At 71.6% G+C, this 20,233-nt stretch carries 18 protein-coding genes; 8 read left to right on the plus strand and 10 right to left on the minus strand.

Going from position 1 to position 20,233, the window contains the following annotated elements; genetic code table 11:
* Positions 1 to 176 precede the first annotated feature (176 nt).
* The gene (gene katG / locus IE264_RS23475) at positions 177 to 2,432 is read left to right on the plus strand and encodes a catalase/peroxidase HPI (RefSeq protein ID WP_032755540.1); all 2,256 of its coding nucleotides are present in this window, start codon (positions 177 to 179) and stop codon (positions 2,430 to 2,432) included.
* Between the two features lie 110 nt (positions 2,433 to 2,542).
* Here katG and IE264_RS23480 read toward each other — a convergent pair whose 3' ends face one another.
* The 3 genes from IE264_RS23480 to IE264_RS23490 form a co-directional block, all read right to left on the minus strand.
* A complete protein-coding gene (locus IE264_RS23480) occupies positions 2,543 to 3,574 on the minus strand; it encodes a FecCD family ABC transporter permease (protein WP_015607097.1) in 1,032 nt (343 codons plus the stop codon).
* A complete protein-coding gene (locus IE264_RS23485; RefSeq protein WP_032755537.1) occupies positions 3,571 to 4,629 on the minus strand; it encodes a FecCD family ABC transporter permease in 1,059 nt (352 codons plus the stop codon). The genes IE264_RS23480 and IE264_RS23485 overlap by 4 nt, the downstream gene beginning before the upstream one ends.
* Before the next feature lie 101 nt (positions 4,630 to 4,730).
* Positions 4,731 to 5,471 carry a helix-turn-helix domain-containing protein gene (locus IE264_RS23490; protein WP_032755534.1) on the minus strand — a complete coding sequence of 247 codons (741 nt, stop codon included), beginning with the start codon at positions 5,469 to 5,471 and terminating at the stop codon, positions 4,731 to 4,733.
* A 145-nt stretch (positions 5,472 to 5,616) separates the two neighbouring features.
* On the opposite strand from IE264_RS23490, the gene IE264_RS23495 reads away from it, so the two are divergent.
* Both IE264_RS23495 and IE264_RS23500 read left to right on the plus strand, forming a co-directional pair.
* Positions 5,617 to 6,603 carry an ABC transporter substrate-binding protein gene (locus tag IE264_RS23495; RefSeq protein ID WP_015607100.1) on the plus strand — a complete coding sequence of 329 codons (987 nt, stop codon included), beginning with the start codon at positions 5,617 to 5,619 and terminating at the stop codon, positions 6,601 to 6,603.
* A complete protein-coding gene (locus tag IE264_RS23500; RefSeq protein WP_032755531.1) occupies positions 6,603 to 8,378 on the plus strand; it encodes a siderophore-interacting protein in 1,776 nt (591 codons plus the stop codon). Before IE264_RS23495 ends, IE264_RS23500 begins: the two co-directional genes overlap by 1 nt.
* 50 nt (positions 8,379 to 8,428) lie before the next feature.
* On the opposite strand, the gene IE264_RS23505 is transcribed toward IE264_RS23500, so the two are convergent.
* Positions 8,429 to 9,388, minus strand: a complete 960-nt coding sequence (locus tag IE264_RS23505; protein ID WP_032755528.1) for an oxygenase MpaB family protein — start codon at positions 9,386 to 9,388, stop codon at positions 8,429 to 8,431.
* 235 nt (positions 9,389 to 9,623) lie between these two features.
* On the opposite strand from IE264_RS23505, the gene IE264_RS23510 reads away from it, so the two are divergent.
* The 3 genes from IE264_RS23510 to IE264_RS23520 all read left to right on the plus strand — a co-directional run bounded on the left by IE264_RS23510 (position 9,624) and on the right by IE264_RS23520 (position 11,757).
* Complete coding sequence (locus IE264_RS23510; RefSeq protein ID WP_032755525.1) at positions 9,624 to 10,226, plus strand: TetR/AcrR family transcriptional regulator; 603 nt, start codon at positions 9,624 to 9,626, stop codon at positions 10,224 to 10,226.
* 69 nt (positions 10,227 to 10,295) lie between these two features.
* Positions 10,296 to 11,645: an OFA family MFS transporter gene (locus IE264_RS23515; protein ID WP_032755522.1), complete on the plus strand. Its 1,350-nt coding sequence runs from the start codon at positions 10,296 to 10,298 to the stop codon at positions 11,643 to 11,645.
* Complete coding sequence (locus IE264_RS23520) at positions 11,611 to 11,757, plus strand: MFS transporter small subunit (RefSeq protein ID WP_015607105.1); 147 nt, start codon at positions 11,611 to 11,613, stop codon at positions 11,755 to 11,757. The genes IE264_RS23515 and IE264_RS23520 overlap by 35 nt, the downstream gene beginning before the upstream one ends.
* A gap of 52 nt (positions 11,758 to 11,809) precedes the next feature.
* On the opposite strand, the gene IE264_RS23525 is transcribed toward IE264_RS23520, so the two are convergent.
* The 4 genes from IE264_RS23525 to IE264_RS23540 form a co-directional block, all read right to left on the minus strand.
* Positions 11,810 to 13,771 (minus strand): acyl-CoA dehydrogenase family protein, encoded by a 1,962-nt coding sequence (locus IE264_RS23525; RefSeq protein WP_032755520.1) that lies wholly within the window; start codon positions 13,769 to 13,771, stop codon positions 11,810 to 11,812.
* Between the two features lie 126 nt (positions 13,772 to 13,897).
* Entirely contained in the window at positions 13,898 to 14,551 is a 654-nt protein-coding gene (locus IE264_RS23530; protein WP_032755518.1) for a class I SAM-dependent methyltransferase, read from the minus strand.
* Between the two features lie 160 nt (positions 14,552 to 14,711).
* Positions 14,712 to 15,980, minus strand: a complete 1,269-nt coding sequence (locus IE264_RS23535) for a pyroglutamyl-peptidase I (protein ID WP_032755516.1) — start codon at positions 15,978 to 15,980, stop codon at positions 14,712 to 14,714.
* A gap of 82 nt (positions 15,981 to 16,062) precedes the next feature.
* Positions 16,063 to 17,253: an FAD-dependent monooxygenase gene (locus tag IE264_RS23540; RefSeq protein ID WP_032755515.1), complete on the minus strand. Its 1,191-nt coding sequence runs from the start codon at positions 17,251 to 17,253 to the stop codon at positions 16,063 to 16,065.
* An 83-nt stretch (positions 17,254 to 17,336) separates the two neighbouring features.
* On the opposite strand from IE264_RS23540, the gene IE264_RS23545 reads away from it, so the two are divergent.
* The gene (locus tag IE264_RS23545) at positions 17,337 to 17,921 is read left to right on the plus strand and encodes a TetR/AcrR family transcriptional regulator (RefSeq protein ID WP_032755513.1); all 585 of its coding nucleotides are present in this window, start codon (positions 17,337 to 17,339) and stop codon (positions 17,919 to 17,921) included.
* A gap of 93 nt (positions 17,922 to 18,014) precedes the next feature.
* Here the strand turns inward: IE264_RS23545 and IE264_RS23550 are convergent, their stop codons facing one another.
* Both IE264_RS23550 and IE264_RS23555 read right to left on the minus strand, forming a co-directional pair.
* Positions 18,015 to 18,242 (minus strand): hypothetical protein, encoded by a 228-nt coding sequence (locus IE264_RS23550; RefSeq protein ID WP_032755512.1) that lies wholly within the window; start codon positions 18,240 to 18,242, stop codon positions 18,015 to 18,017.
* Between the two features lie 312 nt (positions 18,243 to 18,554).
* Positions 18,555 to 19,073 (minus strand): hypothetical protein, encoded by a 519-nt coding sequence (locus IE264_RS23555; RefSeq protein WP_229887708.1) that lies wholly within the window; start codon positions 19,071 to 19,073, stop codon positions 18,555 to 18,557.
* Positions 19,074 to 19,603: 530 nt separating this feature from the next.
* On the opposite strand from IE264_RS23555, the gene IE264_RS23560 reads away from it, so the two are divergent.
* Positions 19,604 to 20,014, plus strand: a complete 411-nt coding sequence (locus tag IE264_RS23560; RefSeq protein ID WP_051821770.1) for an FKBP-type peptidyl-prolyl cis-trans isomerase — start codon at positions 19,604 to 19,606, stop codon at positions 20,012 to 20,014.
* Positions 20,015 to 20,233 lie beyond the last annotated feature (219 nt).

Here is a 20,233-nt window from a genome sequence, read left to right on the forward strand (position 1 = left end):
CCCGTCGGCCGGGCCCGTCCTCGTCGCATCGCCCGGGACCGTGCGGTCCGGTGGTCCGCCAGGCGTCCGGGCGACCCGCGGCGAGGCCGTGACTCACAGCGTGCCCCTTCTGTACGGCCCGAATCCTCCTCCCCCGTTCAGCGCCCCACGACCCGCCGGGTCCGGAAGGATTGCTCATGACCGAGAACCACGAGTCGCATGTCTTCGATCCCGTCACACCGGATTCGCCCGAGACGGCCGTTCCGGAGGTGCCCGAGGCGCAGGCGGCCGGCTGCCCCGTGGCCCATGGCCGCGCGCCGCACCCCACGCAGGGCGGCGGGAACCGCCAGTGGTGGCCGGACCGCCTCAACCTGAAGATCCTCGCCAAGAACCCCGCCGTGGCGAACCCGCTCGGTGAGGAGTTCGACTACGCGGCCGCGTTCCAGGCGCTCGACCTGCCCGCGGTGAAGCGTGACATCGCCGAGGTGCTCACCACCTCGCAGGACTGGTGGCCGGCCGACTTCGGCAACTACGGACCGCTGATGGTCCGGATGGCCTGGCACAGCGCCGGCACGTACCGCATCAGCGACGGCCGCGGTGGCGCGGGCGCCGGTCAGCAGCGGTTCGCCCCGCTGAACAGCTGGCCGGACAACGGCAACCTGGACAAGGCCCGCCGTCTGCTGTGGCCGGTCAAGAAGAAGTACGGCCAGACGCTGTCCTGGGCCGACCTGCTGATCCTCACCGGCAACGTCGCCCTGGAGACCATGGGCCTGAAGACCTTCGGCTTCGCCGGCGGCCGCGAGGACGTCTGGGAGTCGGAGGAGGACGTCTACTGGGGCCCGGAGACCACCTGGCTCGACGACGAGCGCTACACGGGCGACCGTGAGCTGGAGAACCCGCTCGGCGCGGTCCAGATGGGCCTGATCTACGTCAACCCCGAGGGCCCCAACGGCAACCCGGACCCGGTCGCGGCCGCCCGTGACATCCGTGAGACCTTCCGCCGGATGGCGATGAACGACGAGGAGACCGTCGCCCTCATCGCCGGTGGCCACACCTTCGGCAAGACCCACGGCGCGGGCCCGGCCGAGAGCGTCGGCGCGGACCCCGAGGGCGCCCCGCTGGAGGAGCAGGGCCTCGGCTGGCGCAGCTCGTACAGGTCGGGCAAGGGCGGGGACGCCATCACCAGCGGTCTGGAGGTGACCTGGACCAGCACGCCGACGCAGTGGGGCAACGAGTTCTTCGACAACCTCTTCGCCTTCGAGTACGAGCTGACCGAGTCCCCGGCCGGTGCGAAGCAGTGGATCGCCAAGGACGCGGAGGCGACCATCCCGGACGCGCACGACGCGTCGAAGAAGCACAAGCCGCAGATGCTCACCACCGACCTGTCGCTGCGCTTCGACCCGGCGTACGAGCAGATCTCGCGCCGCTTCCACGAGAACCCGGAGGAGTTCGCGGACGCCTTCGCGCGCGCCTGGTACAAGCTGACGCACCGCGACATGGGCCCGATCCAGCGCTACCTGGGCCCCGAGGTGCCTTCCGAGGTCCTGCTCTGGCAGGACCCGCTGCCCGCGCGCACCGGTGAGCTGCCGGCCGCCGCGGAGATCTCCGCGCTCAAGGAGCAGGTGCTCGCCACGGACCTGACGGTGGCGCAGCTGGTCTCGGCCGCCTGGGCATCGGCCGCGTCCTTCCGCGGCAGCGACAAGCGGGGCGGCGCCAACGGCGCACGGGTCCGTCTGGAGCCGCAGCGCAGCTGGGAGGCGAACGACCCGGACGAGCTGGCCCAGGTCCTGCGCGTCCTGGAAGGCATCCAGGAGTCCTTCAACGCCAAGGGCGGCAAGCAGGTCTCGCTGGCCGACCTGATCGTCCTCGCGGGCAACGCGGCCGTCGAGCAGGCGGCCAAGGACGCCGGTGTCGAGGTGGAGGTGCCGTTCACCCCGGGCCGGGTGGACGCCACGCAGGAGCAGACGGACGTCGAGTCCTTCGCCGCTCTGGAGCCCGCGTACGACGGCTTCCGCAACTACGTCGGCAAGGCCGCCCGCCTGCCCGCCGAGTACCTGCTCCTGGACCGGGCCAACCTGCTGACGCTGAGCGCCCCGGAGACCACCGTCCTGGTCGGCGGTCTGCGTGTGCTGGGCGCCAACTCCGGCGGCTCGAAGCACGGTGTCCTCACGGACCGCCCGGGCACGCTGACCAACGACTTCTTCGTGAACCTGCTCGACCTGGGCATCACCTGGAAGTCGACGTCGTCGGCGCAGGACGAGTTCGAGGCCCGCGACGCGAGCGGCCAGGTCAAGTGGACCGGCACCCGCGCCGATCTGGTCTTCGGCTCCAACGCCGAGCTCCGTGCCCTCGCCGAGGTGTACGCGAGCGACGACGCGCGGCAGAAGTTCGTGACGGACTTCGTCGCCGCCTGGGCCAAGGTCACGGACCTCGACCGGTTCGATCTGGTCTGACCGACCGCGCCCGGTCACAGCGCTCCATCAGTGACCGGCACGGTCCGGCCGAGGGGCCGGTGCACACCCGCACCGGCCCCTCGGGCTCGCGGCCTCCCGCAGGACGCGCCCTAGGGCCCCCGCCTGGACTCCCGTACCAGCAGTACCAGCAGATACGCCCCGCCGACGCACACCGTGACCGCTCCGGTCGGCAGCGACACATCGGGAATCGCATGCTGCGCCGCCATGTCGGCGCCGAGCAGCAGGAGCGCGCCGACCAGCGCCGCACCGGTGAGGTCGACGGTGCCGCGCCCGGTGAGACGGCGGGCGATCTGCGGGGCCGCCAGCGCGACGAAGGCGATGGGGCCCGCCGCGGCGGTCACCGCCGCTGTCGCGGCCACGCCGAGGACGACCAGCAGCAGTTTCGTACGCTCGACGGGCACCCCCAGCATCGCCGCCGTGTCGTCGCCCAGTTCGAGCCATCGCATCCGGCGTTGCGCCACCGGGGCCGCCAGTGCGACCCCCGCCGTCAGGGCGGAGGCCGTCATGACGGCGGGCCAGCCGATGGCGCTCAGTGATCCGGCGCCCCACACCGCCGCCCTCAGCGCGGTGTCCACATCGGCCTTCACCAGGAACCACGTGTTGACCGACGACAGCAGCGCACCGACCGCGATCCCCACGATGATGAGCCGGAAGCCCCGCACACCCCGCCGGAACGCCAGCAGGTACACGGCGAAGGCGGTGATGAGCCCGCCGCCGAGCGCGCCCGCCGCGAGGGCCGAGTAACTGCTCGCGCCCGCGAGCAGTGTGAGGACGACACCGGTGTACGAGCCGGTGGTGAAGCCGATGACGTCGGGGCTGCCGAGCGGGTTGCGGGTCAGGGACTGGAAGATCGCGCCGCCCACGGCGAGGGCGGCCCCGAACACCACGGCGGCGACGATGCGCGGCGCCCGCCACTCCAGGACGACGGTGCGGACGCCGTTCCCGGCTGTCCCCGACAGGACCCCGGCCAGGTCGCCGAGGCTCAGCGGGTAGCTGCCGAGGGTGAAGGCCCACAGGGCCAGCGCGACCAGCGCGGCCCCCAGCAGTCCGCAGACGACGACCGAGCGGCGCGACGCCTTCAGGCTCAGCGGGCCTGCCCTGAGGACGAGTACGCCGTTCACAGCTCCCTCACCCGGCTTCCGCGTACCAGCAGGATCAGTACGGGCGCGCCGATGGCCGGCATCATGACGCCGACCGGCAGCTCGGCGGGGACCACGATCAGCCGGCCCAGGACGTCGGCGACGAGCACGATCGCCGGGGCGAGGACGGCGGAGTAGGCGAGGATCCAGCGCCAGTCGGGTCCGGTGAGCCACCGCACGGCGTGCGGCACCATGAGACCGACAAACATCAGCGGTCCCGCCGCGGCCGTCGCCGCACCGCAGAGCAGGGCCACCGCGATCACCACACCGCACCGGGTCGCCCCGACCCGCAGCCCGAGCGCCCGCCCCGCGTCGTCGCCGAGGGCGATCGCGTTGAGCGGACGCGCACAGCAGACAGCGGCCAGCAGGCCTGCCAGGACGAAGGGGAGGATGTCACCGGCGGTGCCCGTCGGGCGGTCGGTGATGGTGCCCGCTCCCCAGAACCTCATACGGTCGAAGGTCTCCGTATCGATCAGGGCGAGCGTCTGGGAGATACCGGACAGCACCGCCGTGAACGCGACCCCGACGAGGGTGAGCCGCAGCGGCGACGGCCCGGCCCGTCCGCCGCTCGCGGCGAGGTAGACCACCGCCGAACCGGCGATGGCACCGACGAAGGCGAAGGGCAGGTACTCCTCGATGCGGGTGACGCCGAACACGGCCACGCCCAGGGTGACGGCGAACCCCGCTCCGGCGTTGACGCCGAGGACCCCCGGGTCGGCGAGCGGATTGCGGGTGAGGGCCTGCATGAGCGCTCCCGCCACGCCCAGGGACACCCCGACGACGATGCCGAGCAGCGTACGGTCCACGCGGGCGCCGCTGATCGTGGCGTGCGAGGCGGAGCCGTCGGGAGCGGTCAGCGCCTGCCACACCACGTCGAGGGGGAGCATCGCCGAGCCGATCGCGACGCTGAGCAGCACCGCCAGGAGGAGCGCGCCGACGGCGACGCCCAGGCCGAGGAGCCGGTGCGCCCCGCGCCGCGACGGGCGCGACGACGCGGCCGGTGGGGGTGCGGTCGTCTTCGCGAGCGCCTGTGCCATCGAACCTCCCTGAGCGACCAGCTACCCGGAGAGCCCGAAGTGCCGTGCGTGATCGTGCCGTGCGTGACCGAAGTGCGTGAACTGCTGGGGGCCGCCCCGGTTCAGCGGCCGCCGAGCGCCCCCACCGCGTCCGTGGTGAGCGCGCTCACCGGCACCCCGGACTCGCGGCTCAGCGCGCGCAGCAGCCCCGCCCGGGTCGCGTAGCCGGCCGCCCTGGCAGCCGCCGTCAGCTCACCCCCGCCGCGGAGGTGTTCGACGGCGGCGTTCATCCTGGCCCGGTTGCGCCACCGTGTGAAGGGCAGTCCGGTCTCGTCGAGGAAGACGCGCTGCACCTGCCGGGCGCTCATCCGGTGCCGGGCGGCGAGCTCCTCCAGCGTCACGGAGGGCGTGCGCAGGGCCTCGCGGGCGAGTGCGCGCACCGCCGGATGGGCGGGCAGCACGACCGGGAAGTACTGCCGGGAGATGCCCCTCAGCACCCGCCCCAGCGCCTGGCGGAACGGCTGGACCTGCTCCGCCGTGGTCGGCGCCGCGCCGAGCGTGGTGGTCATGACCTCGACGATCGCGGGTACGGCTCCGAGCGGCTGCACACGACATCGTGGCTGGTCAGATGGGTTGAGGAAGGGGCCGAGCGCCATGCCGCCCGGCTCGATCCGCAGCGCGTGCGGCACCCGGGGAGCGAGCCAGAGCGCCTCGTGCCGTCCGAGCCGCCACTCCTCGCCGTCGGCGGACAGGCAGGCGTTGCCGCTGACCACGTAGACGAGGTGCGGCTCATCGTGTTCGTGCGTGTCGTGGCCGAGAAAGCGGATGGCGTTCTCGGCGACCACGGTGCCGAGGGATGTCATCGGCAAGCGTGCCTCCCGTTGTGTGCGATGCGTCGTGTCCGTCACCAGCGATGTCGCACTCGGATCGGCGCAGCGGGACCAGCGAGGTTAGCCTCACCTTACCAACGGCTCGAACCTTCGGGCCTGCCCAGTCACATGAGGTCCCATGTCTGCTCCTGCCCGCCTTCTCGCCTGCGCGCTCGTCGCCGCGCTGGCCCTCACCGGCTGCTCGGCCTCCTCCTCGTCGGACGACGGGGACAAGGCGTCCGCCGCGAAGACCCGTACCGTGACGACCGACTACGGCAAGGTCGAGGTGCCGACCGAGCCCAAGCGGGTGGTCGTGCTGAACCACGCCCTCGCCGGGTACCTCTACGACCTCGACGTTCCGGTGCACGCCACGATTCCCGAGGACGCCGACGGCAAGGGCGAGTTCTCCCCGTACTGGGAGAAGGAGGCCGAGGAGGACGGCACGAAGTTCCTGCCGTGGAGTGTCGACGGCTTCGACCTGGAGGCGATCCTCGCCCTCGATCCCGACCTCATCGTCGGCGGCGGCATCGGCTTCCCGCTGTTCCAGGCCGAGAAGGTGTACGACGAGCTGTCCGGCATCGCTCCCACGGTGCTCGTGGGCAAGAAGCTCGGTGACTGGCGCGGCCAGTTCTCCTTCCTCGCCGACGACGTGTTCGGCAAGCCCGCCGTCTACAAGCAGCACGTGGCCGCCTACGACAAGCGGATCGCCGAGGTGAAGGGGGCCATCACTCCGCCGCCCGGCCCCGTGTCCTTCCTCGCCCTCACCGGCGACGGCACCGCCTACGGGCTGGTGGAGAGCGTCGGCCTGCCGACCGAGCTGAAGAAGGTCGGGATCGAGCCGGCACCGGTCTTCGCCGACGGCGGTTTCAAGGTGTACGGGCAGGGCGGTGACATGTTCGAGCTGTCGACCGAGAAGGTGGGCCAGACGATCACCCAGCCGTCCGTGTTCGTCATGGGCTTCAACGCCGACACGACCGACGTCGCCACCCTCCAGAAGAACCCCGTCTACAGCGCGCTGCCCGCCTTCAAGGCGAACAACGCCCATGACCTGCCGTACTGGGTGCTGCGCGGCGACTACGACGAGTCGATGGCCCTGCTCGACATCATCGAGAAGAAGTTCTCCTGATGGCAGCCCAGCGCGCCTACACGACGCACCCGCTCGTCCTGCGCCGGGTCACCGTGCGCCGCGTACTCCAGGTGACCCCCAGGATGCGTCGGGTCGTCCTCGGCGGTGAGGATCTCGCCGCGTTCACCCGCGACGGGATCGGCCGTCCCGCCTTTGCCGCGCCCGGGTTCGACGACCACGTCAAGCTGATCCTGGCCGCGGACGGGGACGTCCACGCGGCGCTCCCCGCCCAGTTGCCGCACGGCATCGAGTGGACCCCGGCCGAGCACCGGCTGACCCGCGACTACACGCCCCGGCGGGTGGACCAGCGGACAGGAGAGCTCCACCTCGACTTCGTGGTGCACGGCGAAGGGCCCGCGGAGGCCTGGTCCGCGTCGGCCCGGGAGGGCGACGAGCTGTGGTTCGTCGGGCCCAAGTCGTCGCTCCGGCTGCCGGAGCGGCTGGACTGGATCCTCCTCATCGGGGACGAGACGGCACTGCCCGCGATCGGCCGCTTCCTGGACGAACGGCCGCTCGACGCCCCGGCGCATGTCCTGGTGACCGTGTCGGACGACGCGGCCCGCCAGGAACTGGCCCTGCGCGACGGCGACACGGTCACCTGGGTGGTCGCGGAGCCGGGCGACGCGGCGGCACTGGAAGCCGCCGTCCGCGCGCTGCCGGTGCCGCCGGGTGAGGGATACGCCTGGGCGGCGGCGGAGAGCCGGGCACTGCTCCCCGTACGCCGGTATCTCCAGCGTGAACGCAAGCTCCCCAAGGACCGCCTGAACATCACGGGTTACTGGCACCGCGAGGAGGCCACCGACCCGGAGGCGGAGGGCACGGCCGACGCCGGGGCCGCCGCACAGGGCCCGGCCCAGATCCCCTCGCCGCTGCCGTGGCTGGTCGCACGGGCCGCGTTGCAGCTCGGCGTCGTCGACGCGGTGGCCGACGCGCCGGGGCTCCTCCCCGGCGCACTCGCGGCCCGCCTGGGCGTGCCCGGGCCCCGGATCGACGTACTGCTTCCGCTGCTCGCCACGTACGGCGTGGTCGTCGGCGGCGACGACGGGACCGGGCTGCGGCTGGGCCCGGCGGGCGAGGAACTCCTGGACGACCACGAGCGCGAGGAGTACACCGGTCACGAGGCCGAGCTGCTGCTCTCCCTCGCCCACCTCGCTCCCGCGCTCCGGAACGGTACGTCCCCCTGGCGGCTCGCCTCGGGCACCACCTTGCTCGGCACGGTGGCCCACGACGCCGAGCGCTACGGCGAACTGGTCGAGGAGTGCGAGCAGTTGGTCTTCCTGCTGGACGGTCTGACGGCCGACCCCCTCTGGGAGGAGGTCGGAACCTGCCTCCTGACCGGGCCGGGCAGCGCCTCGGTGGCCGCCGCCCTCGACGGTGCCGGACGGCGGCCGCGACTGCGGGTCGCGGAGGACTCCGTACCGGCGAAGGTCCTGCGCGAACACGTTCCGGCGCCGGACCGCATCGACTGGACTGCCGGCCCCGCCGATGTCGCCGTCGCCGCGAAGGCACTCGCCCACCGCACCGACGAGGAGGCCATGCAGCTCCTCACCCGGCTCGCCGGCTGGACCCGGACCGCGGTCCTCGTCGAGGCCTCCCGCCCCGACGGCCTCAGCCCGCACGCGGCCGAGGCGGCGCTCCACGCGTACGCCGCGACCGGCAGCCCCCTGCGCGACTCCGCCGCCGTCGCGGCCCTGGCGAACCGGTCGGGCTGGGAGGTCGAGCGGACCATCGCGCTCGGCTGGGGCGCGGAGGCCACGGTCCTGCGCCGGGCCTGACCTGACCGAGGCAGACGGGCCCGGCGCCCGGCGGAGACGGCCCCGGGCGGTCAGGTCCTCGGCACGTAGTGCTGCGGAAGCCCGCGCCGCTCCTCCGGCGGCAGGTTCCGGGCGGGCGTCTCCACGGGACCCGTAACCGCCCGGCCGCGTCGGCCCCGCTCGCGGTCCCACCCCGCACGGGCGCGGGGGTGAAAGCGGTGCCGCTGGGGAACACACCGCCAGGCGTGGTGCACCAGCCCTCCCAGCATGCGCAGCAGCCGCTCGTCGTGGGGCGTCCAGCGGAGCGCGAGGCGATCACGGACGGCCTGCGGGTACAGGCCGACCGTGATCCACAGCGTCATCCGGACGAGCGGGACGCGGACGAGGGCCCAGAGCGGCGACGGCAGCAGCCGCAGGAGGGGCGGCCGGGCGATGCGGCGCATGTTCAGGACGTCCCGGGTCGGCCGGTTGTCCTCCAGGACGTCGGCGCACATGTGGTCCCAGTACCTCTGGAACTCCTCCCAGCTGCCGGGAACGGGCTTCATGGACAGGCCGTACAGCGCGTACCAGCGGACGTGCTCGTCGAAGAGCATGTGCCGCTGGGCTTCGGTCAAGCCGCCGCCGAAACGCTCGGCCACCTGCACGGTCAGCATGAAGAACGTGGCGTGCGCCCAGTAGAACGTGCCCGGGTTGAGCGCGTGGTACGGGCGGCCGCGCTCGTCGACCCCGCTGATCGAGGCGTGGTAGCCGCGCACTTCGCGGGCTGTACGGGCGGCGAGCGGGCCGTCGTAGACGACTCCCCCGATCGGGTACAGCGAGCGGAACAGGCGCTCCCAGCGCTCCTCGAAGAAGCGGGAGTGCTCGGCGACCCCCGCGCCCAGCTCGGGGTGCATGTTCTGCATCGACCCGGCCCAGGGGGCGAGGAGGAGGCCCCTCCAGTCGCCGAACCAGCGCCAGGTGAGGGAGTCGGGGCCGAGGGGTTCGACGGTTCTCGGGCCGGTCGGGTCCGGTCCGATGGCTGACGCTGTCACGCGTACCTCCGGTGAGGGATTCCGTTGCGGGGCCGCTCTGTTCCGTGGCTGTGTCCGTGACCGTGGCCGTACTCGTCACCATGACCGTGGCATGGCGGCCCGTCCGGGCAGTTGCATCGAGGGCAATCTGAGGACACCTGTCATCAAGCTAGAATGTGCGGACAGCTGTCGTCAATTGCGCGAAGGTAAAATGAGCCACCAAGTGGCGGGCCAACGGGAAACAGGAGGACCGGAGTTGGCGGAACGGAGCTGGGGCGGGACCAAGCTGGCCGATCGTCGCGCGGCCCGCCGGCAGACCCTGCTGGACACCGCCGAGCGCCTGGCCGGCGAGGAGGGGTGCGCGGCCGTCACGGTCCGCTCCGTCTGCAGGCAGGCGCGCCTGACGGACCGCTACTTCTACGAGAGCTTCGTCGGCCGCGACGATCTGCTCCTCGCCGCCTTCGAGCGGGTCGCCGACGAGGCCAGGAGCGCCCTGGAGAAAGCCGTGGCGCTCAGCGATCCACAGCTGGAAGTCCGGGCCCGGGCCGCCGTCTCCGCCTTCGTCGCCCTGGTCCTGGACGCGCCGCACAAGGGCCGCCTGCTGCTCCTGGAGCCCTTCGCCGACCCGGTCCTAGGGGCCCACAGCCACCGGCTCATGCCGGTGTTCACCGACCTCGTCGGCGGTCAGCTCTCCGGTACGGGGGACGACATCGACCGCCGGATGGCCGCGCACGCCCTGGTCGGCGGCCTGGCGAGCCTCTTCGCGGGGTGGCTGCACGGCACGCTCGACGTGCCACGCGAACGGCTGGAAGCACACTGTGTGCACCTGGTGCTCGCGGCGACGACGTCACGGGCCTAGCACTCCCCCGGTGAAAGATCGATCACCGGCCTTCTCAACCGGTATCCCACTCACTACGGTTGGGGACCCATGAGTCCCCCCATCGCCCCCGTGGGCTGGAGCCGCTGGCTGGTTCCGCCCGCCGCGCTCTCGATCCACCTCTCCATCGGCCAGGCATACGCCTGGTCCGTGTTCAAGCCCCCACTGGAAGACGCACTCGGCCTCAGCGGCACGCAGAGCGCGCTGCCCTTCCAACTCGGCATCGTCATGCTCGGCCTCTCCGCGGCCTTCGGCGGCACCCTGGTCGAGCGCCGCGGGCCGCGCTGGGCCATGACGGTCGCCCTCGTCTGCTTCTCCTCCGGCTTCCTGCTCTCCGCACTCGGCGCCGCGACCGGCCAGTTCTGGCTGATCGTCTTCGGCTACGGCTTCGTCGGAGGCATCGGCCTGGGCATCGGCTACATCTCGCCCGTCTCGACGCTCATCAAGTGGTTCCCCGACCGCCCCGGCATGGCCACGGGCATCGCCATCATGGGCTTCGGCGGCGGCGCGCTGATCGCCTCGCCCTGGTCGGCCCAGATGCTGGAGTCCTTCGGCAGCGACACCTCCGGCATCGCGCTGGCCTTCCTCGTCCACGGGCTGAGTTACGCCGTCTTCATGCTGCTCGGCGTACTGCTGGTGCGGGTGCCGCGCCCGCGCGCCGAGGAGCGGGCGGACGGTCGGGCCACGGCACCGGCGGGCCCCCGGGTGTCGGCGCGCCAGGCTCTGCGCACCCCGCAGTTCTGGCTGCTGTGGGTCGTGCTCTGTACGAACGTGACCGCGGGCATCGGCATCCTGGAGAAGGCCGCGCCGATGATCACCGACTTCTTCGCGGACACCTCGACCCCCGTATCGGCCACGGCCGCCGCCGGTTTCGTCGCCCTGCTGTCGGCGGCCAACATGGCCGGGCGCATCGGCTGGTCCTCCACCTCCGACCTGATCGGGCGCAAGAACATCTACCGCGTCTACCTCGGCGCGGGCGTCCTCATGTACGCGCTGATCGCCGTGGCGGGCAGCTCCTCCAAGCCCCTGTTCGTCCTGTGCGCGCTGGTCATCCTCTCCTTCTACGGCGGCGGCTTCGCCACGATCCCCGCCTACCTCAAGGACCTGTTCGGCACCTATCAGGTCGGGGCGATCCACGGACGGCTGCTCACCGCCTGGTCCACCGCCGGTGTCCTGGGCCCGCTGATCGTGAACTGGATCGCCGACCGCCAGGAGGAGGCCGGGAAGCACGGCGCGGAGCTGTACGGGACCTCTCTCCTCATCATGATGGGACTGCTCGTCATCGGCTTCGCCGCCAATGAGCTGGTGCGCCCGGTCCACCCGTCCCACCACCTGGACGCCGTCACACCGGAGAAGGGAGCGCCCGATGTCCGACGACACCAGCAGTCAGAGTCCGCCTGAGGTGAAGGACCGGCGGCCGCTGATCGTCTTCACCTGGCTGTGGGTGGGCACCCCGCTCGCCTACGGGCTGTACGAGCTGTTCCGCAAGGCGACCCAGCTGTTCACCGACTGAACCCGCCGCCGGGCCCGGCGAACCGGGCCCGGCGGCGGGTGTCGTTCGCCGGTCAGCCCACCAGGTCCGGGGCGCGCAGCATCGCGGACGGGATGCCCCACGCGTCGACGAGGCCGCCCGCGAGGGGCCGGACCTTGCGGCAGAGGTCGTTCACCTCACGGGTGATCGCCTTGGAACGCTGGACGGTCAGCCGGCCGTGCTCCATGAACCACGCCCGGTCCGCCTCGATCGTCGAGAGGGCGAACAGGTCGCACAGCAGGCCCAGGGCGACCTTGTTGCCGCCCTCGGGCAGCGTACGCGTCTTCTCGACGAACGCCTCCAGCACCAGCCGCTCGACGTGGGCGTGGGCGACGGCGATGACGTGGTCCTGCACCTCCGAGAAGACGGCGCCCGCATCGCGCTTCCGGTCGATCCCGGCCTTGAGCCTGCGGGCCACCCCGGCGAGCATGTGCTCCTCGCGGTAGCGGACCATGGCGAGCTGGTACTCCGAGTCGAGCAGCCCGGCTTCCTGGTCCCACTCGTCGCCGCCCGGCAGCAGGTCACGTACCCGTTCGAGCAGCTTGTGGGCCGAGGTCTTCTCGATGACCGTCTCGACGGCGAGGTTGGTGACGTACCGGACCATGCCGAGCTGGTCCAGGTCCTCGAACTCGCTCGCGTAGTCGGTGAGCAGCCCCTTGGCCACGAGCTGCAGCAGGACGTGGTTGTCGCCCTCGAAGGTGGTGAAGATGTCGCTGTCGGCCTTGAGAGCGGCGAACCGGTTGACGGCGAGATATCCGGCGCCGCCGCACGCCTCACGGCACTCCTGGACCGTCCGGGTGGCGTGCCAGGTACCGAGCGCCTTGGTTCCGGCGGCCCTGGACTCCAGTCGGCGCCGCGCCTGCGGGTCGTCCTCGACGCCGGAGAAGACATCGTGGAGTTGCGTGCGCACGACGTCCTGCGCGAAGTGCAGCGCGTACGTACGGGCGACGAGCGGCAGCAGACGACGCTGGTGCAGCCCGTAGTCGAGGAGCAGCTGCTCCTCCTCCTGGGAGCCTGCCGCGAACTGGCGGCGGCGCAGGGCGTACTTCGTGGCGACGGCGAGGGCGACCTTGGCGGCGTTGACCCCGGCGCCACCGACGCTGACCCGGCCCTGGACCAGGGTGCCGAGCATGGTGAAGAAGCGGCGGTCGGGGCTGTCGATCGTGCTCTTGTAGAGGCCTTCGGGGGTGACGTCGGCGAACCGGTTGAGCAGCGCCTCGCGCGGAACCCGCACGCCGTCGAAGCGGATGCGCCCGTTGTCCACGCCGTTGAGGCCCATCTTGCGGCCGTCGTCCTCGATCCGGACGCCGGGCGCCGCCTCACCGCCGACCCGGATCGGTACGACGAACGCGTGCACGCCCTCGGACTTCCCGCCCACCTCCAGCTGCGCGAAGACGACGGCCAGCTCACCGTGGCGGGCAGCGTTGCCGATGTAGTCCTTGCGCGCCTGGTCACCCTCGGTGGTGATGACGAACTCCTGGGCGGCGACGTCGTACCGCGCGACGGTACCGAGCGCCTGCACATTGGAACCGTGCCCGGTCTCGGTCATCGCGAAGCACCCCATCAGCTTCCCGGTGATCAGGTCCGGCAGATAGGCGTCGTGGTGGCGTTCGGTGCCCAGATGCAGGATCGCGCCGCCGAAGAGTCCGAACTGCACGCCGACCTTCACCAGCACCGACAGATCACCGAAGGCGAGGGTCTCGAAGGCGGCGATCGAGGCCCCGACATCGCCGCCCCCGCCGTACCGCTTCGGGAAGCCCATGCCGGTCTGCCCCGTCGCCGCCATCTCGACCACGAGTTCGCGCACCCGCTCGCGGTACGCGTCGGTGCCGAGCCCGTCGGCCTCCTCCAGGACGGAGGCGTACGTCACCAGGTTGGTACGGACCAGGTCCCGGATCTCGGCGTACTCGCCGTCGAGCACCTCGGTCAGGGCCCGGACGTCGAGCTCCGGCTGCACGTACCCGTCGGGAGCGGTAACTGTTTTGTCAGTGGTCATACGCTTTCGCTACCCCGCCCGGGAGCGATCACGCGGTAGCGCACGGGGCGCCGTCGCGTACCTCACGCGGACGGCGGGCGAAGTCCGGTCCGGAGTCCGATGCAAACGGTCGGCCCGGACCGGAACTCAGTGGCTGCCCGGATCCGGATCATCCGGATGATCCGGACGGGCGTGCACGCTGACGGCGTAACCGCAGCCCGGAACATAGGGATCGCCGCTCCAGGTGGCGTAGCGCTGCCGCAAGGCGAGTCCGGCCCGTTCGCACCACCGGTCGAAGTCCGCGAGGCCGAAGGGCGCTTCGGGCAGCGGTAGGTGCGCCGCGTCCAGTCCCATCCCCGTGACCAGCAGACCTCCGGGCCGCAGCACGGCGGACAACTGCCCGATGACAGCCGCCTCGGTCCCTGCGGCCAGGAGGGGGATGACGTTCCCGGCGGCGAGCACCACGTCGAATTCCGGTTCCAGGCCGAGGGCGTCCGTACGGGCCAGATCCCCGAGGAGCCACTCCTGTGCGGGTGCCTCGCGGCGGGCGACGGCGAGCATCGAGGCGTCGATGTCCACACCGGTGCAGCAGTACCCCAGTTCGGCGAGCCGGATCGCGATCCGTCCGGTGCCACAGCCGGCGTCGAGCACCCGGGCTGTGGGCTCCACCAGCGCGGCGCAGAACGCGGCCTCGCCATGGATGTCGTGCCCCGATTCGGCAAGCCGCGCGAAACGCCGGGCGTACTGCTCCCCGGCCTGTCCGCCGGTCAGCTCTGCCCAGCGGTCCTGTTTCCCGGCCATGTCAGCGCGCCTTGGGGTCGGCCCCACCCGGTGGGCGGGGGAACGTCTTCGAGGGGAATGTCCCCAAGTATGCGGCCCCGATCCGTTCGCGGCACTCAAGCGGCGCTCAGGTGCTGCCCAAGCACTGCCCAAGCACTGCTGGAGGGGCACTCAGGCGCGCTCAACGGGCCGCACTGACCGCCGTCTGTACCAGTGCCCGTACCTGGCGCACAATGTCCGAGCGGTTGCGCTCGAACTCCGGGTCGGTGACCTCGCCCGTCGCCGCGCTGTCGTTGCCCGCGCCGAACTGCAGGACCGGGGTGTGCAGATGACCGCCCGGCAGCTTCGACAGCCCCAGCCGGTCGCGGAGCAGGGTGACCCGGTAGGCGATCTCGTTGGAGAGGTAGTCGCCGCCGCCCCCGGCCCGCGCGGTCGAACCGGGAGTGGGGCCTCCCGGCCGGGTCACCGGCTGGGTGGCACCCGCCGGTATCTCGGTGACCTCGGTGTTGTCGTACACCGGGAAGCGGCCCGTGTCCGCTTCGGTGAGCTGACGGTACGGGAGGGTGGTGGAGGTCCACTGCGGCTGCGACGCGGGGTCGGTGACGGGGACGGTCCCGGTGCGGGCGAGGTTCTCGTTGTCGGGGAAGCCACCGCGCCAGGCACCGTTGGTGCGCTCCACGTCGAAACGTCCCTGCCGGCCCTGGCTGATGGTGGTGAACAGGTCCAGGTGCGGCAGTTGCCGGGCGAGGGCCCGCTCGACGGCGCCCTCGGCGAAGTCCGTCCACCGCACCGGGAAGACGACGGCCTCTATCCGGGCCGGCCCCTGGGCGGTCTGCACCAACGTGCCGTCGAGGGCGAGCACGCTCGCGCCCGAGGGGTTGCCGATCCGGACGTCCCTGTCCAGGGTGAACGGATCGAAGCCGGTGACGAGGACCCGCTTCACCTGACGGCCCCGGTAGCGGATGTCCTCCTGGCCGCGCGAGGAGGTCTCCAGAGCTGTGTGCAGGGCCTTGCGCCGCCGGTCGTCCAGCCCGAACCGGGGTGTCCATGCGCGCAGTTCGCGGCTGAGCGCGAGCCGGGCCCAGTACAGCGGACGGTCGTCGCCCCGGCTCAGGTCGCCCGTGGCGGTCCCGCGGCCCTGGGCGCGGTCCACGGCGCGCTGCCACAGCGCCGAGGCGTGGCGGGTCACCGCCCGCTCCGCCTGCGCGTAACTGCGGGAGCCCTCCAGGGCATGGGCGAAGCGCGGGGCGAGGGCGTCGAATCCGCTGCGCCGCAGGATCTCCTGCGGGGCGGCCCGGTCCAGGCGCTGCTCCTCGACGGTGGGCTGCGCGGTGCCGGGGTCGGTGTCGGCGGGGGACGCCGCGGCGGGCAGGGCGGAGCCCGCGAGAACGAGCAGGAGCGTCACGCCGCCCAGACCGAGCCGGGTGGTTGCGGGGAACTGGTGCTTCACGTGGGCCCTTTCGACGGAACGGTTGGCCGCAGTATCGCGGCACCACCGGAGGCGACGCCATGGGGCATTGCCTCTCCCCTACTCAGGCACGGACGACGGTCGAGGCCGGTCCGGACGGGGGATGCCAGCCGAGGACCGTGTCCAGAGCCCTCGATGTGACCGACTGCGGCGTGGCCCGTACGGCAAGGTTCCGGGCGGACACGGCGAGGGGGTGGGAGAGCCGGGCGAGATCACCGATGCGCCGGGAGCGGCGGCTGACAAGGGTGGTGCGCCGGTGCCTGCTCTCCGTGTAGGCGGCCAGCGCAGCCGGTACGTCGGCGTCGCTCGCGAGGGCGTGCGCCAGGACGACCGCGTCCTCGATGGCCTGGCAGCCGCCCTGGCCCATGTTGGGCGTCATCGCGTGGGCGGCGTCACCGAGCAGGGCCACCCGGCCGGAGTGGAATCGGGGCAGGGGCGAGGCCAGTTCGTGAAAGTCGTGGTGGAGTACGTCGACGGGTTCGGGGTTCCGCGGGTCGAGCCGGTCCAGCAGCGCGGGTATCGGATCGTGCCACGCGCCGAAGCGCCGGGTCAGTTCCGCATGGTGGTCGGCCGGCTTCGTACCGGGGCCGGTGGCCGCGGTGGCGTAGAGATAGATCCGGCCGTCGACGAGGGGGACGATCCCGAACCGCTCCCCCCGGCCCCAGGTCTCGGCCGCCGACCGGGCGGGCGGCCCGATGCAGGCCAGCACCGCCCGCCATCCGGCCTCACCGGCGTGACGCAGACCGGGGTGCCGGGGGAAGAGCTGTCCACGGAGCACGCTGCGCATGCCGTCGGCCGCCACGACGACGTCGGCGCGCAGCTCGCCCGCCGACGTACGCGCGACCACGGCACCCCCGGCGTGCTCCACCCCGGTCACCGATACGCCGAGTTGTACGACGCCGGGCGGCAGGGCGGCGGCGAGGGCGTCGATCAGGAAGCCGCGGTGCACGGCGCGCGCGGGAAGCCCGTGCCGGGAGGACGCGGCACCGGTGTCGGCCCGGCTCAGCCACCTGCCGTCGGGGGTACGCAACCCGACCGCCCCGGCCAGGGCATCACCCGCCCACACCTCGGGGCCCAGGCCGATCGAGTCCAGGGCGCGCAGGGCGTTGGGGGCGAGCACGATCCCGGCGCCGATACCGGTGAGGACGGGAGCCCGTTCGCACACGGTCACGCGCCATCCGCGACGGTTCAGGGCCACCGCAGCGGCCAGACCCCCGATACCGCCCCCGGCAATGACAGCATGACGAACACCCATACAGACCGCCTCCCTCACCCACACCCCCTCTACACCTGTAGAGAAGACAACACCCTCGCACTCTACACCTGTAGAGTGCGAGGGTGTCCCTCCCCGATCGCCGAGACCTGATCGCCGACGCCGCCATCAGCACCGTGGCCTCCGCCGGCCTGCGCGGCCTGACCCACCGCGCGGTCGACACCGCCGCGGGGCTGCCGGCCGGCAGCACGTCGTACTACTTCCGCACGCGGAGCGCCCTGATCAGCGCCTGCTACCTCCGCCTGGCTGCACTGTCCGTCGCCGACGTCGACCGGTGGCAAGCGGAGCACGGTGCCCCGGACCCGGACTCCGCCGCGGAGGCGTTGGCCGCACTGCTGCACCACTGGCTGACCGCGGCGCAGGACCGCCAACTGGCCCGCTTCGAGCTCAGCCTGGAGGCGACCCGCCGCCCGGAGCTGCGCGCCGACCTGGAGACGGCGGGCCTCGCGGCACGCTCCAGGGCCACCACGTTGCTGGCGTCGCTCGGCGCGCCCCGCCCGGAGCAGTCGGCAGAGCTGCTCGTCGCCTGGACGGACGGCCTGCTGTACGACCGCCTCGCCGGCGCCCCGGCAGCGAGCCGCCCGGCACCCGACGTGACCGAACTGACCTCGGTCGTACGGCGGATGCTCGCCGCGGTGCTCTCCGCCTGAGGTGCGAGCACGTGGTGGAACACCTGCGGTGCTGGTGGGGCTCGGTCGCCGGATCTGCGAGCGCCAAAGCGTACGAGTGCGGCGACGTCAATGTCAGGAGGTCGACAGTGCCGCCGCGGTCAGGCGCCGCTCCTCGGATTCCCGTGGCACCCACAGCCCGAACAGGCTCTCCAGATGCTCCAGAACCTGCGTTGAGGTCATCCCTTCGTTGCCCGGCGGCCAGTCGAGCCCCCGACGGCTCCTCACCGTCGTCGTCCACTGGAAATCCAGGGTCGAAGGTCGACAGGACACGCCGTCGACGCCGTACTCCACCCGCTCCACGGCGTTCACGTTCCGGTTGACGGCAATGACGCGGGTGCCGCGGAGAGAGGTAGTTCCAGGCGGAGATACGACGTGGAAGCCTGGATCGCGAAGGACCACCTCTCGATGGCCCGGCCCGGATGACAGCTCCGGCCTCACGCCGCAGGAACCCCAGTTCCGGCTGTAGCCGAAGGGTACGCCTCATATATCCAGCGGAGTCCGTCCGTCATCTCATTCTCCTGGCGGCATCCGCGGTGCGGCTTCCTCGGAGATCCGGTTGCCGAGTGAGTTGACGTTGCGGCTGGACGTGAAGACCTGTGGATCACATCAGTCTCAGTGATGTCGTTGACGCAGCCGGCGACTGGCGTCACCGCGGACACGTCGCGTTCTCCCGGCCTCGGCGAGCAGGGTGAGAACAGCGGGTGAGGGGAGGGTCTCGACAGCCTTGCGCTGGAACCAGTCGGACCCGGAACCGACCTCCTCCGAACCCCACGGCTCGCCCACAGCGATGGACCGCAGCAAAGTCCACTCGCGCAGACGGCGGACCAGGAACTCCCTCTCCACGTTGATCTCGGCCATCTCACGGGCCCATGGCACGAACTCCTCGTCGGTCAGCAGCTGAGACGCACGACGGTCAAGGTGGCGCACGATGACCGACTGCGCCATCGCCGTGTCCGAGTCACGCAAGATCCTGGTCACCGCTTCGGCTTCATCCTCGGCACGGACGACGGCCAGTTCCTGCAAATAGCAGGCGAATCGCTGGTGCTCGTCCTCGGCGAAACGGTCATCGTTGCCATGGAGACCATTCACCCGGCGGCCTCCCTCGGCGTGCTCGGCCAGATCGGCATTCACAACGGACGCCTGCCCACACCGGCGTCACGAGAGAGGGTAAGTGACTGCGGACGAGGCCTTCGAGCCGCTGCTGTCACCGTGGCCGGAGCGGGCCTGAACGGCCACGGGGCCGAGGCCCGATTCTTCGACCGGCCGCACCAGGCCCTGTTCGCGGAGCCACCTCGTCGAGGCGCTGACGATTCTGACGCGGATTCGATCCTCGCCGTACGGGGTGACTCTGCCCGGACGTGGTCGACGGCCACCTCCCGGTCCGGATCCGGAATCTGGCCTATCGGCTGGTCCTCCCACAGCAGCCGGACGAGCCGGTGCTGCTGCGGGAGGCCGCCGAGAATCTGTGGATGCACGGTAGCGGTGAACGCGCCGTCGGCCTCCCTCACTGACACCCCATCGCCCGAGCATGCCTGCAGACCGAGGACCGGGTGCGCCTCGGAGCACGGGCTTTGCCGGTAGCGTGATCGACTGCCGCATGGAAGGACCATGTGTCCGGCCCGCCTGTGCGAGGGATGCCGGTGGCGAGCGACGGGACCGTGATGAGCGAACTGACGAAGCCCGGAATCGAGGTTCCGGAGGGTGACGCACCCACCGAGCTGACGATCCGGGACCTGGTGATCGGGGACGGACCCGAGGCGCAGCCCGGCAGGGTCGTCCAGGTTCACTACGTAGGGGTCACGTTCGCGTCCGGAAGGGAGTTCGACTCCTCCTGGGAGCAGGGGCGGCCGTTCAAGTTCGCCGTGGGCGGCGGCAAGGTCATCAAAGGCTGGGATCGGGGAGTGAGGGGGATGAAGACCGGCGGCCGACGCGAGATCATCGTTCCCCCGCGCCTCGGTTACGGCAAGCAGTCCCCCTCTCCACTGATCCCGGCGGGCTCCACGCTGATCTTCGTCGTGGACCTGCTCACGGTCGTGGGCGGCCCGCCGGAGCGAGGCCCCAGCTCGGGTTGACCGGCTCGGAATGAGCCCTGGCGACCCGCTAGCCCAGGAAGCTCAGCCGCACCTGACGCTCCGGGTTGTCCCTGGCCGTGTCCGCCAATCTCCGCAAAGACAACCCTCCACCTCCGGACCCTGGACCTTTCCAGACCGCCCACAAATGAGGACGGTGCCCTGGTTCAGGGCGCCGCCGAGGCTCCGGATGGTTTCGTCCATGACGGCGTCGTGCAGCGG

It is taken from the genome of Streptomyces microflavus, assembly GCF_014650075.1.
GTDB lineage: Bacteria > Actinomycetota > Actinomycetes > Streptomycetales > Streptomycetaceae > Streptomyces > Streptomyces microflavus.